The sequence below is a fragment of the Nocardia yamanashiensis genome (assembly GCF_021183565.1).
GTDB lineage: Bacteria > Actinomycetota > Actinomycetes > Mycobacteriales > Mycobacteriaceae > Nocardia > Nocardia yamanashiensis.
In genome coordinates this window covers 5,836,087-5,850,854 of the sequence record NZ_CP089226.1, presented here as the reverse complement: position 1 = coordinate 5,850,854, position 14,768 = coordinate 5,836,087, and the positions used below count along the sequence as shown (strand labels likewise).

Genomic DNA, 14,768 nt, shown 5'->3' with positions numbered 1-14,768 from the left:
GATGGGCGTCGAAGCCCCCGGCGGTATCGACTCCCTGCCGGAATTCTGGGCCGCACTGGCCGAATCCCGGGAATTGATCGGGCCTTTCCCGCGTGACCGGGAATGGCCGCTGGCCGAATTGTTCTCGCTCGGTGAGCGGGAAGGCTGGGCCCCGGTGCGCGACCGCGGCGGATTCCTTTCCGGCGCCACCGAATTCGATCCGCTGTTCTTCGGCATCACTCCGCGCGAAGCCGTGGCCATGGATCCGCAGCAGCGGGTGGGCATGCGGGTGGCGTGGCGGGCGCTCGAGCACGCGGGCCTGAATCCCGGCGCCCTCGACGGCGATACCGCCGGCGTGTGGATGGGCGTCTCGCTGATGGAGTACGGTCCGCGCGCCGCCGAGGTCAACGAGTTCAACGGCTACCGGGCTACCGGTTCCGCGCTGGGCGCGGTCGCCGGTCGCATCTCGCACGGGCTCGGCCTCACCGGCCCGTCGGTCAGCGTCGATACCGCGTGCGCGTCCTCGCTGACCGCCCTGCACCAGGCCGCCGCCGCCATCCGGGCGGGGGAGTGCGACTGGGCGCTGGCGGGCGGCGTCTGCGTGATGGGTTCGCCCGGCGCGTTCTACGAGTTCTCCAAGAACAACGCCCTCGCCACCGACGGGCACTGCCGCTCCTACGCCGCCGACGCCACCGGCACCCTCTGGGGCGAAGGCGCGGGAGTCGTCGTGCTGGAACGGGAATCGCGCGCCCGTGAACTCGGGCACCGCGTCTACGGCCGCCTGCTGGGCTCGCGGGTGAACCACAACGGCAAGGGCGCGCCGCTGGCCGTGCCGAGCGCCGCCGCGCAGGAACGCCTGATCCGCGCCACCCTGGCCGCCGCCGATCTGGACGCCGAACTGGTGGGCCTGATCGAAGGTCACGGCACCGGCACCGCCGTCGGCGATCCGCTCGAATTGACCGCGCTGGCAGCCACTTACGGCGCCGCCCGCACGCACGGCCCGCGCCTGGGCTCGGTGAAGTCCAATGCCGGGCACGCCCAGGCCGCCGCCGGCATGCTGGGCCTGATCAAGACCCTGCTGTGCGGTGCGCACGGCCGGATCGCGCCGAGCCTGCACGCCGGCGAACCGACCACCGAATTCGACTGGGCCGCAACCAGTATGCGCCTGGCCACCGAACTCGAACCCTGGCAGCCGATCGACGGGGTGCGCTACGCCGCCGTCTCCTCGTTCGGGGTCGCGGGCACCAATGCCCACGCCCTCATCGCCATGCCGGTCCTTCAGGAGAGCGATGTCTAGCCACCGCCTGCCCGACGGCAGCATTCCCGTCCCGCTGTCCTCCGATACCGCCGACGGCCTGCGCGCCGAAGCGGCCGCCGTTCTCGGCTACCTGGAGGCGCATCCGGCGGTCACCCCGGAACGGGTGTCGGACATGCTGTTCCGCACCCGCACCCCCCGCCGCCATCGCGCGCTGGCCACCGTCACCACCCGCGACGAACTGGTGGGCGGTCTGCGCGCCGTCGCCGCCGGGGACTCCCATCCGGCCGTCGTGGTCGGCGACGGCCCGGCCACCGCGCGCCGCGTCGGTTTCGTCTTCCCCGGTCAGGGCAGTCAGCGCCCCGGCATGGGCAAGCTGTACTACGAACTGTCGACCGCCTACCGCGACACCGTGGACGCCTGCTCGGCCATTCACGCCGAACGGTTCGGCCACACCCAGCCGTTGCACTACCTGCGCGGCGACGAAGACCAATACGAGGACACGGTCTGGGAAGTCCAGCCCGCCTTGATGTTCCACATGACCGGCCTAGCCGCCATGTGGCAGGCCGCCGGCGTGCGCCCCGCCGCCACCATCGGCCACAGCCAGGGCGAATTGGCAGCCGGTGCGGTCTCGGGCGTCATGTCCCTTCACGATGCCGTCCTGGTGGTCACCCATCGCGCCAACCTGGTGCAGCGCATCTCCCCGCGCGGCTACTCCATGGCGGTGCTGGCCATGAACCGCGAGGACTGCGAAATGCTGCTGGCCCGCCACTCCGGCTGGGCCGAGCTGTCGGTGGTGAACGCCCCGCACATCATGGCGATCTCCGGTGACCGCCAGACCATCAAGGACATGGTCGAGATGGCCACCGCGCGTGGCCGGTTCGCCCGCGAGATCGGCGTCTCCTACCCCGCCCACACCTCCATCGTGGCCGAGGTGCGCGCCGACTTCGAAGGCTTCCTCGGCGGCGAAATGGACACCGAGACCTTCACCGACACCGAAATCCCCAGCTACGGTGCGACTCTCGGCGCCGCCATCACCCCCGACCTGACCCAGGAACAGTACTGGTACTGGAACCTGCGCAACCGGGTCCGCTTCGACCGCGCCATCGTCTCCGCCGCGACCGACGGCATCGACACCCTCATCGAGGTCGTCGAACACCCCGTCCTGCAGCTGGCCATCCAGGAAAACCTCACCCTCGTCCCGCGTGATCCGGCCCGCGGCAATCGCGATTTCAAGGTCCTCGGCACCTCCCTCCGCACCGCCGACTCCCTCCGCGATTTCACCCGCAACCTGGCCACGGTCGCCGTCCACGACCTCGGCTACGACTGGTCGGCCCTGCGCACCGGATCCGCGCCTTCGCTCCCGTTGCGCGATTTCCCGCACACCATCCAGAACAACAAGAAACTCTGGGCCCCAGCGGGTTACGCCCCCGCGGCCATCACCGCCCCGCTACCGCCGGTCCCGGCTCCACAGCGTCTGATCGAAGCCTGGGTCCCCTGGGAGCGCCGCGCCATGACGCCCCCGCGCACCCTCGCCTTCATCGACCCCACGGGCCGCAGCACCGATCTCGTCGCCGCACTGATCAAGGCCGCCGACCGCCACGGCGCGAACGCACTGCTGCTCGACGCGGTGGCCGGCGGCGATTCCGCGACTGTTTCTGCCGCGCAGAGCGATTCCGCGTCCGGTGGTTCCGCTCACGGGGCCAACGCGCCGGGCGCTGTCGCGAACAGTGGCGCTGTCGTGCAGGGCGGCGTTCTCGCAGTTCCGGTGTCCGGAGCGAATGGAGCTTCCGCACCGGGCGATCTCGGTGCTGTGGCATTGACCGCCGCATCTGGCCTGGACGCCGCGGGGAGTGGCTTCGACACCGCCGTCATCGTGTGGCCCGCGCTGCCCGAGGCCGACGGTGAGGGCACCATCGACGAACTGGTGGAGTTCTTCGCGGCCAAGCAGTGGCTGCCCGCGCTGACCGGGCTGCGGCCGGGTGGCGAGTGCTGGCTGGTGACCGTCGGCGGCGAGTCCGTGGTGCCGGGTGATGCTGTGCCGCAGCTGTTCCACAGTGCGGTGGCCGCCGGGTTCCGGAGTATCGGCATCGAGCGTCCCGGGCTGGCGCTGCGCCATCTGGATCTGCCCGCGGGTGCGGGTGCGGAGCAGGCCGTGCGGATCATCGGCGCGCTGCACACCGCCGGGGAGCCGGAAGTCGCGTTGCGCGACGGCAAGGTGTTCGTGAAGCGGTTGCACGCGGACGAGTCGGAGCCGGGCGCGGCGGCCGATCTCGATCATGTGCTGATCATCGGCGGGACCGGGCAGCTGGGCTTGCTGTTCTGCGATCACTTCGCGCGCTCCGGTGCGGGGCGGGTCACGCTGCTCAGCCGGTCGGGCGAATCCGCAGCCACGGCAGCGGAACTGGCGCGTCTGCGCGGGCTTGGCGCGACCGAGATCGCCGTCGTCGCCTGCGATGCCACCGATCCCGAAGCGGTCGGGCAGTTCGCGGCCGCGCAGGTCGGACGGCCGGTCAGCATGATCATTCACGCGGCGGTCAATTACGTCGACGCGGAACTGGCCGACATCACCGAGGACATGGTGCGCACCGCCGCCGCGTCGAAGGTGGTCGGCTTGGAGACCATCCTGTCCGCGGTCCCGCGCACCGCGAATGCCCGTGTGCTGCTGTGCTCTTCGATGGCGGCGACGCTCGGCGGCCGCGGCCAGATCCTGTACGCGGTCACCAACCGCATGCTCGACACCGTCGCCCGCCGCCTGCGCGCCGAGGGCCTGGACTGCACCTCCCTCGAATGGGGGCTGTGGAGCGTGGCCGGACCACTGGACGACGCCGGTATGGCGCGCGTCGAGGGCGCGGGCGTCTACCCGATGCGCCCGGAAGCGGCCATCGCCGCCGGGTTCACCGGCCAGCCGACCGACGCGGTGATCATCTCCGCCGATTGGCCTTTCCTGCGCGACATCCTGGGCACGTTCGGCCTGGATGCCGTCCTGCGCGAGGTCCCGGAACCGGTCCTCCCGGTCGCCGTCGTGGAAACACCCACGCCCGCACCGGAACCCGAACCGGCCGCCGTCGCACCGCAGCCGGTCGCCGCCCCGGCACCGCTGGCCGCTCCCGATGTCTCCCTGCCCGATCAATTGCTGATCGAGCTGGGCCGCGTCATGGGCGTGGACGGCACCGACGCACTCGACCGCTCCACCCCGCTGGTCGCCCTCGGCCTGGATTCCCTCCAGGCCCTGGACTTCCGCAAGCGAGTGCGGTCCGCGCTGGACCGGGATCTCCCGGTGGCGGCGATTCTGGGCGGCGCGACCTTCGACGATGTCGTGCTGCTCATGGCTGAGAACACCAACTAGGGCTAGGGGCCAGATTCCATGTCAGACACCGAAGCCACCGTGCTCGACACCACTTCCACCTCCGCCGTTGCCGAGGCGACCTCGGACGCCGCAGGTACGGCTTCGGCCGCGCACGCGCCGACGTCCGGCACAACGACCGCTGTGGCGGGCGCTTCGTCCGCCGCCGCGGCGGGTGGTTCCCTCGCCGACCGGCGTCGTGAGCTGCTGCGCCGCCGGCTCGCCGAAAGCGGACTGGAGGCAGCGGCTCCGGCCGCGCAGGTGCGTCGAACCGGCGCGGGGGAGCGCCGCCCGCTCTCGGCCGGGCAGCGCCGGATGTGGTTCCTGCAGACCCGCGATCCGGAAGACACCACGCTGAACATCTGTGTGGCGTACCGGCTTTCGGGTGCGCTGGACGAGCAGCGCCTGCGTGATGCGGTGGCCTCGGTGTTCTCCCGGCACGACATTCTGCGCACCACCTACGGCGTGGACGAGCAGGGCGAACCGTTCCAGGTGTTCGCCGATGACATCACGGTGCCGTGGCAGTTCCATGATCTGACCGACCTGCCCGAGGCGAGCCGTGGCGTGCGTGTGGAGGTGCTGGCCCGCCGCGAGTTCGGGCGCTCCTTCGATCTCGCCGCCGACCTGCCGCTGCGGATCACCTTGGCGCGCACCGCCGCCGATGAGCACGTGCTGCTGCTGGCCGTGCATCACATCTGCTGGGACGACGACGCCTGGGGCGTGTTCTTCACCGAACTCAACGCCGCCTACAACGGCGCCGGGAAGCCGCTGCCGCCCGCGCAGTTCGTGGATGTCGAGGTCCTCGACGCCCCCGCCGACGACGATCAGGCGGACATCGACTACTGGCGCGCCAACCTGCGCCCGCTGCCCGAACCCCTGGAGCTACCCGGCGCGGCCGCCACCGTCACCTCCAAGCAGGCCGACCGCCGCACCGTCGCCCTCCCGGCCGATCTGCTCGCCCGCGTCGACGTCTTCGCTCGCGAGCACGCCGCCTCCCCGTTCATGGTGCTGCTGGCCGGATTCGCCGCCCTGATCGAGCGCTACACCGCCGCGGGCGATTTCCTCGTCTCCATCCCGGTGACCAACCGCCGCTCGGCCGCCGCCGAACAGCTCATCGGCTACTTCGGCAACACCCTGCTGTTGCGCGAAACCCTCCGCGACGGCGAAACCTTCACGGGCTTGGTCGAATCCACCAAGCGGACCTGCCTCGACGGTTTCGCACACCAGGCCGTCGGCATCGATCGCGTGGTGCGCGAAGCCAATCCGGAGCGCGTGGCGGGCCGCGACGGCATGGATCAGCTGGTCCGCCTGGGCTTCAGCGTGCGCAAGAGCGCCGACGGTTTCGCCCTGAACGGCATCACCTCCACCCAGCTGGACGAACTCGGCGCGCCCACCGCCCAGGTCCCCCTCGCGCTGGCCGTGGTCACCGAGTCCGCGCACGGCGCGCTGCTGGAAGCCGAATACCAGGTCGACGCCCTGGCCGGCCCGCTGGTGGATCGCCTGCTCGCGCACTACATCCGGCTGCTGGACAGCGCCCTGACCGCACCGGCCGCCCGCATCGCCGATCTGGACATGCTCGGCGCGGACGACCGCGAGGAGATCCTGGCCCAGTCGCGCGGCGCACACGCCGAGATCGCCCCCACCACCATGGTCGAGCTGTTCGAACGCCAGGTGGAAGCGAATCCGGACGCGCTCGCCCTGGTCTCCGACACCGAGGAACTCACCTACGCCCAGTTCGACGACCGCGTGAACCGCTTGGCGCACTGGCTGATTCGCGAGGGCATCGGCGCGGAGGACATCGTCGGCCTGCGCATGACGACCTCCATCGAATTCCTGGTGGCCGTCTATGCGGTGCTGAAGGCGGGCGCGGCCTACCTGCCGATCGACCCGGCCTACCCGGACGACCGCATCGACTACCTGATCGAGGACGCTCGCCCCCGCCTGGTGCTGGGCCGCGTCGAATTCGATGCCGCCGAATCCGCCGCCGCCGACCTGCCGGACACCGCGCCCGACGACACCGATCGCCGCCGCCCGCTGCGCCCGGACAATCTGGCCTACGTCATCTACACCTCGGGCTCCACCGGCAAGCCCAAGGGCGTCCCGGTCGCGCACGCCGCCATTGCCGAGCATGTGGTCAGCTTCACCGCCGAATGGGGCATGACCTCGGAAGACCGCCTGCTGCAGTCGTCTTCGGTGAGCTTCGACGCCTCCCTGCTCGACATCTTCGTCACCCTGGCCCTGGGCGCGCGCCTGATCGTGCCCAAGCCGGAGGCGTTCCGCGACATACGCTACGTCGCCGACCTCATCACCCGCCGGGGCGTGACGGTGCTGCACATGGTGCCGTCCATGCTGAGCACCTTTCTGCTGCTGCCCGAGGTGAGCGAATGGCGCGCCCTGACCCAGGTCCCGGTCGGCGGTGAAGCGCTGCCCGGCGAGGTGGCCGACAAGTTCGCCGGGGTCTTCGACGCCGAACTGCGCAACCATTACGGCCCCACCGAGGCGGTCGTCTGCGCCACCCACATGCCGGTGGAAGGCCCGCAGGGCAATGGCATCGTGCCGATCGGCATCCCCAACCAGAACGTGCACGCCTACGTGCTGGACCGGGCGCTGAACCTGGTGCCCGCCGGTGTGGTCGGCGAAATCTATTTGGGTGGTGCGCAATTGGCGCGCGGCTACCTGGGCCGCGCGGACCTGTCCGCGAGCCGTTTCGTCGCCGACCCGTTCACGCCCGGCGCGCGCCTGTACCGCACCGGAGATCTTGCCCGCCGCAACGAATTCGGCGAACTCGACTTCGTGGGCCGCGCCGACGAGCAGGTCAAGGTGCGCGGTTTCCGCATCGAGCTCGGTGAGGTCGAAGCCGCGCTGGCCTCGCATCCGTCGGTCGCGCACTGCGTGGTCGTGGTGGTCGAGGATCCGGCCGTCGGCCCGCAGCTGGCCGCCTACCTGGTTCCGGCCGCCGGTCAGCGGATCGACCTGGAGCAGGTCCGCGCGCACGCCGGCGGCGCGCTGCCGGAATACATGGTGCCCAGCGCTTTCGCCGTCATCGACGAGATCCCGCTGACCGTCAACGGCAAGCTGGACAAGCGGGCTCTGCCCGCCGCCACCCCGGCCGTGGAGCGCACCCATCGCGCGCCCGCCACCGCCACCGAACGCCGCCTGTGCGCCATCTTCGGCGCGCTGTTCGGCATCGAGCAGGTCGGCGCGGAGGACTCCTTCTTCGAGCTCGGCGGGCATTCGCTGCTGGCGGCCCGCCTGGTCGCGCAGATCCGCGCCGAATTCGGCCTGGAACTCGACGTCCGCGTCATCTTCGACGCCCCGACCGCGGCCGGACTGGCCGAGATCCTGGTGGAGCGTTTCCGCACCGAGTTCGAGATCGACCTGGACGCCATGGACGACGATTTCGACGACGACGCCGAAATCGACCTGGTAGCAGTCGATTCCGTCACCAGCTCCGCTCCCGGCCGGCCGCAGCTGACGGAAAAGGCGCGCCGCGAATACCTTCCGCTGTCCTACTCGCAGCTGGCCATGTGGTTCCAGTACCGCATGGAAGGCGCGAGCGCCGTCGGCAACCTGCCGTTCGCGGTGCGCCTGGACGGTGCCGTGGACACCGACGCGCTGACCGCCGCCCTGGGCGACGTGGTGGACCGGCACGAAGCCCTGCGCACCACCTTCGTCGAACGCGAAGGCGTGCCGTACCAGGTGGTTCAGGCCACCGTGGACATCCCGTTCGAGATCGCCGAGATTCCGGCGGACGGGCTGGACGCCGCCCTGGCCGACATCGCCGGCTACCACTTCACCGTCGAATCCGAACCGCTGCTGCGCGCCCGCCTGCTGGTGCTCGGCGACGACGAACGGGTGCTGTCGCTGCTGGTGCATCACATCGTGGCCGACCACGCCTCGCTGGGCATCCTCCTGGAAGACCTGGTCACCGCCTACCGCGCCCGGGTCTCCGGACAGGCCGCGCAGTGGACGCCGCTGACCGTGCAGTACCCCGACTATGTGCTCTGGCAGCACGAAGCCTTCGACACCGGCGCGAACGGCAAGCCCAGCGAATACGGTCAGGCCGAACTCGACTTCTGGCGCGCCAAGCTGGCCGGGCTGCCCGACGAGATCAATGTCGCGCACGACCGGCCGCGCCCGGGCGTGCTCGGCAAACGCGGTGAGGTGGCCTCGTTCTCGCTGCCCGCCGTCCGCCGCGCCGGGCTGACCGCGCTCGCCGAGCAAAGCGGCGCAACGGAATTCATGCTGTACGAGGCCATCGTCGCCACCCTGCTGCACAAGCTCGGCGGCGGTGCCGACATCGCGCTCGGCACCCCGGTGGCCGCCCGCACCGAAGCCGCGGTGACCCCGCTCATCGGCCTGTTCGCCAATATGGCGGTGCTGCGCAACGACCTTTCCGGCAATCCGACCCTGCGCGAAACCGTCCGGCGCGGCCGCGATGTCGTGCTCGACGCGCACGCCCATCAGGAGCTGCCCATCGAACGCCTGGTGGAGGCGCTCAATCCGGCCCGCTCGCGGTCGCGCAATCCGCTGTTCCAGTCCATGCTGCACTTCCGCGGCGCGGACTGGGCCCCGGCCGCGCTGAGCCTGGGCGGCGACGCCACCGCCACGGTGCTGCCCGTCGAATTCGACGTGTCGTTCCTGGATCTGAACCTGAGCCTGAACGTCACCGGCGACGGCGGCCTGGATGTGCGCGTGGTCGCCAATGCCGATCTGTACGAGGCGAATACGGTCCGCAGCATCGCCGACGCGCTGGCCGCCACCCTCGACGCCTACGCCACCGCGCCCGACACCACGGTCGCCGACCTGACGGTGCTGCCCGCCGCCGAACTCGAACGGCTGCTCGCCGTCCCGGTCGCCGACGCGGCCGCGAACACCGGTGCGGCCGAAGCGAACCCGGAGACGGTTGCCACGCTCATCGCGATCCTCGAGGAACTCCTCGAAATCGACGACGTGGACGCCGAGGACAACTTCTTCGCCCTGGGCGGCGACAGCGTCATCTCCATCCAATGGTCGGCCCGCGCCACCGCGCTCGGTCTGAACGTCACCCCGCAGATGGTGTTCGAGCACATGACCATCACCGAACTCGCCGCCGCCGCGGACGCCGCCGGACCGGTGGCCGCCCAGGCGGATTCGACCCCGCAGGAGGAATCCGCCCCCATGAGCGCATCCGGTCTGGACGACGCGGCCCTGGCCGCCCTCACCGCATCCTGGGCAGCCCAGTGACCGCGGCCCCGCCCCAGATCGAGGACGTCCTCGCGCTCAGCCCGCTGCAGGAGGGGCTGTTCTCGCTGTCGCGGCTCACCGGCGACGGCATCGACCTGTACACCATGCAATTCGTGGTGGACATCGACGGCCCGGTGAACCTGGAGCTGCTGCGCCGCAGCGCCCAGGCCATGCTGGACCGGCACCCGAACCTGAAGGCCGCGTTCTGGGACAAGGACGTGCCGCGTCCCGTGCAGATCGTGCCCAAGCAGGCCGAACTGCCGTGGACCGAAAAGGACGCCACCCCGGCCGAATTCGACGCCATCGCCGAATCGGAACGGCGGCGTCCGTTCGATCTCGGCCGCGGCCCGGCCCTGCGCATCCTCATCCTGCACGTCCCCGGCTCCGACACCCGCCGCCTCATCCTCACCGCGCATCACATCCTCATGGACGGCTGGGCGGTCGCGGTGTTCTTCACCGAACTGCTCGCCGTCTACCAGGCCGGCGGCGCCACCGCGATCCTCCCGCCGGTGCGCAAGTACCGCGAGTACATCGCCTGGCTGGCGGGCCAGGATCGCGCTGCGGCCCTGACCAAGTGGGCCGCCTACCTCGGCGACCTGACCGGCCCCATGGTGCTCGCCGACGGCGCGGCCATTCGCCCCGGCGCGGTCCCGGAGAAGACGAAACTGGTCCTCCCCGCCGCCGAAACCGAACGCCTCCAGCAGTGGTCGCGCGCCAACGGCCTGACCCTCAACACCGCGGTCCAATTCGCCTGGACCGTCGTCCTCGGCCGCCTCACCGACCGCCGCGACGTCGTCTACGGCACCACCGTCTCCGGCCGCCCCGAAGGACTTCCGGGCGTCGAAGGCATGGTCGGCCTCTTCATCAACACCGTCCCCGTCACCCACCACCTCGATCGTGGCGTGAGCGTCGTCGACCAGTGCACTCGCCTGCAACGCGACTGCGCCGCCATGCGTGACATCGGCTACCTCAGCCTCTCCGAAGTCCAGCGCGCCACCGGCCACGGCAGCCTCTTCGACACCCTCTTCGTCTTCGAGAACGCCCCCATCGACGACGCGATTCAAGAGGTGACCGCCCCCGACGGCGCCCGGTTCCGTCCCATCGAGATGGAATCGCTCGCCCACTACCCCCTCACCGTCGTCTCCCACCTCAGCGACGGCGACCTGATCGTCCTCGTCGAGGCGATTCGCGAAGCGCTGCCGTACATCTCGGCCTCCGCACTGGCCGAACGCCTGGTAGAAGTCCTGCGCCGGCTCCCCGACGCCGGCGGTGCCGGCCCGGACCAGTTGGATGTGCTCACCAAGGCGGAGCGGGCGGAGCTGGGCGCCGCCGTCGATCATGCGTCTGCGGACCACCCCGCCGCCGATGCACTCGACATCGCCTCGGCGGTCACGCCGGAGACCGCTGTCGCAGGTACGTCTGCCGCCGGAACGACCGTGGCCGAAGAACTTTCACGTCCCGCAGCTGCCGGTGACACAGACGAGGGGACTGTGGCGCCCCTGGTCGCATTCGGCGCGGATGCCGGCGCTGTGCGTGAGCCCCTGGCACCCGTCGCCGGGGCAGCCGTTCGGGGCCGTGCCGAGAGAACCGGAGTCGAGCCGGGCACTCGGTTCGAGACGGCCGAACGTTCGGTGTGGGAGTCATTCGAGCGGCAGGCGGCCGCCACGCCGGACGCGGTGGCGCTCCAGACCAGTGCGGGCGAGCGGTACACCTACGCCGAACTGCGCGACGCCGCCGCCCGCCTCGCGGGCGAGCTGGCCTCACACGGCGTCGGACCGGAAACCGTGGTGGCGCTGGTGATGCCGCGCTCCACGCAGTCGATCATCGGCCTGCTGGCCGCGTTCGCGGCAGGGGCCGCCTACGTCCCGGTGGATATCACCCTGCCGGTGGCGCGCATCGAATCGATTCTGCGCCAGGCACGGCCGGCGCTGCTCCTCACGGTCACCGAATCCCACGAGCTCGTCGCCGGTGAGTCGACTGCCGCCCTGGTGCTCGACGATCCTGCTGTCGCGGAACGTATTTCGCGGCGGACCGCCATCGCGCCCGAGGTGGTCCGGCATCCGGACCAGTGCGCTTATCTGATCTTCACCTCCGGTTCCACCGGTGAACCGAAGGGCGTCGCGGGCACCAATGCCGCCGTGCTCGCCTACTTCGCCGACCACCGCGACCGCGTCTACCGCCCCGCCATGGAGCGACTGGGTCGTCCGCTGCGCATCGCGCACGCCTGGTCGCTGAGCTTCGACGCTTCCTGGCAGCCCATGGTCGGTTTCCTGGCCGGGCAGACGCTGCACCTGTTCGATGCCGAGGAGATGCGCGACGCGCACCGCCTGGTGGCGGGGATGACCGGTCACGGCATCGACATGATCGACACCACGCCTTCGATGTTCGCGCAGCTCAATGCCGCCGGACTGGTGGACGGTGAGCTGCCGGTGCTGGCGCTCGGTGGCGAGGCCATCGACGCCGCGCTGTGGGCGCGGCTGCGCGCGTTGTCCACAAAGGGGACCGGAACGGCTGTGTACAACTGCTACGGCCCTACCGAGACCACCGTGGAGGCCGTCGTCGCGCCGGTCGGTGCGTTCGACACCCCGACCATCGGCACCCCGAATGCCGGAATGTCCGGCTACATCCTGGATTCCATGCTGCGGCCGGTGCCGCACGGCGTGGTCGGTGAGCTGTACCTGTCCGGACCGCAGCTGGCGCGCGGCTATATCGGCCGTCCCGCAACGACTTCCGATCGTTTCGTCGCCGACCCGTTCCGTCCCGGCCGCCGCATGTACCGCACCGGCGACCTGGTGCGCCGCCTGCCGCATCGCGGCATCGGCTACCTGGGCCGCGCCGACGCACAGGTCAAGGTGCGCGGCTACCGCATCGAGATCGGCGAAATCGAAACCGCGCTAAGGCAATTGCCCGGCGTGGACACCGCCGCCGTCACCGTGGTGCGCCGCGCGGGCGGCGCGAGCCTGGTCGGCTTCCTGGTGGGGGAGGCCGGTCGCACCCTGGACCCGGCTCGCCTGCGGCTCGCGCTCGCGGATCGCCTGCCCTCCTACATGATTCCCGCCCGCCTGCTGGTCCGCCCGCAACTGCCGGTGAACTCAAACGGCAAGCTCGACGGCCACGAACTGCTCCGCCAGGCCGAGGAAGCCTTGGCGGGCAGCGGTTCCGGCGCCGCCCCGAGCACCGCGACGGAGAAGGAGCTGGGCGCGGTCCTGGCCGAACTCTTCGACGGCCGCACCCCCGGCCTCGACGACGACTTCTTCGCCCTGGGCGTGGACAGCATCGTGGCGATCTCACTGGTCAACAAGGCCCGCCGCCGCGGTCTCGCGCTCACCCCGCGCATGGTGCTGTCGGCTCCGACCATCCGCGAACTGGCTGCCGCCCTGGACGCGGCCCCCGTCGCCGCCCAGTCCGACGATGCCGCCTACGGCGAAATCCTCCCGCTCCCGGTGGTGTCGTGGATGTACGAATACGGCAGCTACCGCCGCTTCACCCAGACCGCACTCCTGCGTCTCCCGGCGGGAATCCAACTCTCGCAACTGGAATCGGCACTGCAATCCGTCGTGGACGGCTACGCCACCCTGCGCTCGCGGCTCATCGACACCGCCGACGGCCCCCGCCTGGTAACCGAGCCCGCAGGCTCGATCCGCGCCGCCGACCTGATCACCACGATCGCCGCGGATTCCGGCACCGACCTCGACACGATCGTGCACCGAGCCGCCCGCGCCGCGAACGATGAAATCGACCCGCGCACAGGCGACATGGTGCGCGCCATCTGGTTCACCGGCACCAGCACCAACGTCGGTACCGGTGTCGGCGAAGGCACCAGCACCAACGTCGGCACTGGCGTGGGCGAAGGCACCAGCACCAACGTCGGCACTGGCGTGGGCGAAGGCACCAGCACCAACGTTGGCACTGGCGTCGGGGTCGGCGAAGGCACCGGTACTCGCGAAGGCAGCGGCGAGGGTGAGGTCCTGCTCCTCACGATCCATCACTTGGCGGTGGACGTCGTCTCCTGGCACCTGCTGCTGGCCGCTTTCACCGAGGCGTGGACCCGAATCGCTTCCGGCGCGGAGCCTTCCGCTCTCCCCGAGGCGACCTCCTACCGCGAGTGGTCCCGCCGTATCTGGGACCGCGCCGCCGAACCGGAGGTGCTGGCCCAGCGCGACTACTGGACCGCCCAGCTGTCCGCCCCGGATCCCGCTGTCGGACAGCGTGTCCCGGACCCGCGCACCGATACCTGGTCCTCCCTTCGCGTGGCCTCGGCTGTCACCCCGGTCGATGTCACCGCCCGTATGCTCGCGGCCCTCACCCGCGAGGAGGGCGTCCGCGAATTCCTGCTCACCGCCCTCGCCATGACCATCGCGGCCTTGCGCAAGGAACGCGACCAGGATCCGGCCGCCGGCGCGCTCATCGCCCTGGAGGGTCACGGCCGCGCCGACGACCTGCTGGACACCGACACCACCAATACCCTCGGCTGGTTCACCAGCGTCTTCCCGGTCCGACTGGGCGCGGGCGACCGGTGCGTGGACATCGAAGCCGCGCAGGCGAACCCCGCCGCCGCCCACGCCCTGCTGGAATCGGTCACGACCCACGTGTCCACCATTCCGAACCAGGGCCTGGACTACGGCCTCCTCCGCTACATCACCCGCACCCCCGAACTGGTCGCGGCCCCGGAACCCCAGATCGAATTCAACTACCTGGGCCGAGTGGACCTCAGCGGCCAAACCCCGGATTCGGTGTCCCTGCTGACGGGCCCCCTCAACGACGCCCTGCCCCTGGACCCCGAACCGGACCTGCCCCTGCGCTACGCCCTCGACGTCATCGCGGGCATCGGCACCACCCCGGACGGCCCCCAGCTCACCACCAATTGGCGTTGGAGCACCGCCCTTTTCACCGAGTCCGAGGCCACTCGCCTCACCGAACTCTGGCAGCAGGCCCTCGCCACCCTGGCCGCCGCTCTGTAGC

At 70.6% G+C, this 14,768-nt stretch carries 4 protein-coding genes; all 4 read left to right on the top strand.

Annotation, left to right across the window (positions count from 1 at the left end):
* Position 1 precedes the first annotated feature (1 nt).
* Genes LTV02_RS27260 through LTV02_RS27245 form a run of 4 tightly spaced genes read left to right on the top strand, consistent with a single transcriptional unit; the run spans position 2 to position 14,767 of the window.
* Complete coding sequence (locus LTV02_RS27260) at positions 2-1,276, top strand: beta-ketoacyl [acyl carrier protein] synthase domain-containing protein (protein WP_269821650.1); 1,275 nt, start codon at positions 2-4, stop codon at positions 1,274-1,276.
* A complete protein-coding gene (locus LTV02_RS27255; protein WP_233034686.1) occupies positions 1,269-4,583 on the top strand; it encodes an SDR family NAD(P)-dependent oxidoreductase in 3,315 nt (1,104 codons plus the stop codon). Before LTV02_RS27260 ends, LTV02_RS27255 begins: the two co-directional genes overlap by 8 nt.
* A gap of 18 nt (positions 4,584-4,601) precedes the next feature.
* Complete coding sequence (locus LTV02_RS27250; protein WP_233034685.1) at positions 4,602-9,806, top strand: non-ribosomal peptide synthetase; 5,205 nt, start codon at positions 4,602-4,604, stop codon at positions 9,804-9,806.
* Positions 9,803-14,767 (top strand): non-ribosomal peptide synthetase, encoded by a 4,965-nt coding sequence (locus LTV02_RS27245; RefSeq protein WP_233034684.1) that lies wholly within the window; start codon positions 9,803-9,805, stop codon positions 14,765-14,767. Before LTV02_RS27250 ends, LTV02_RS27245 begins: the two co-directional genes overlap by 4 nt.
* The last annotated feature ends 1 nt before the right edge of the window (position 14,768 follow it).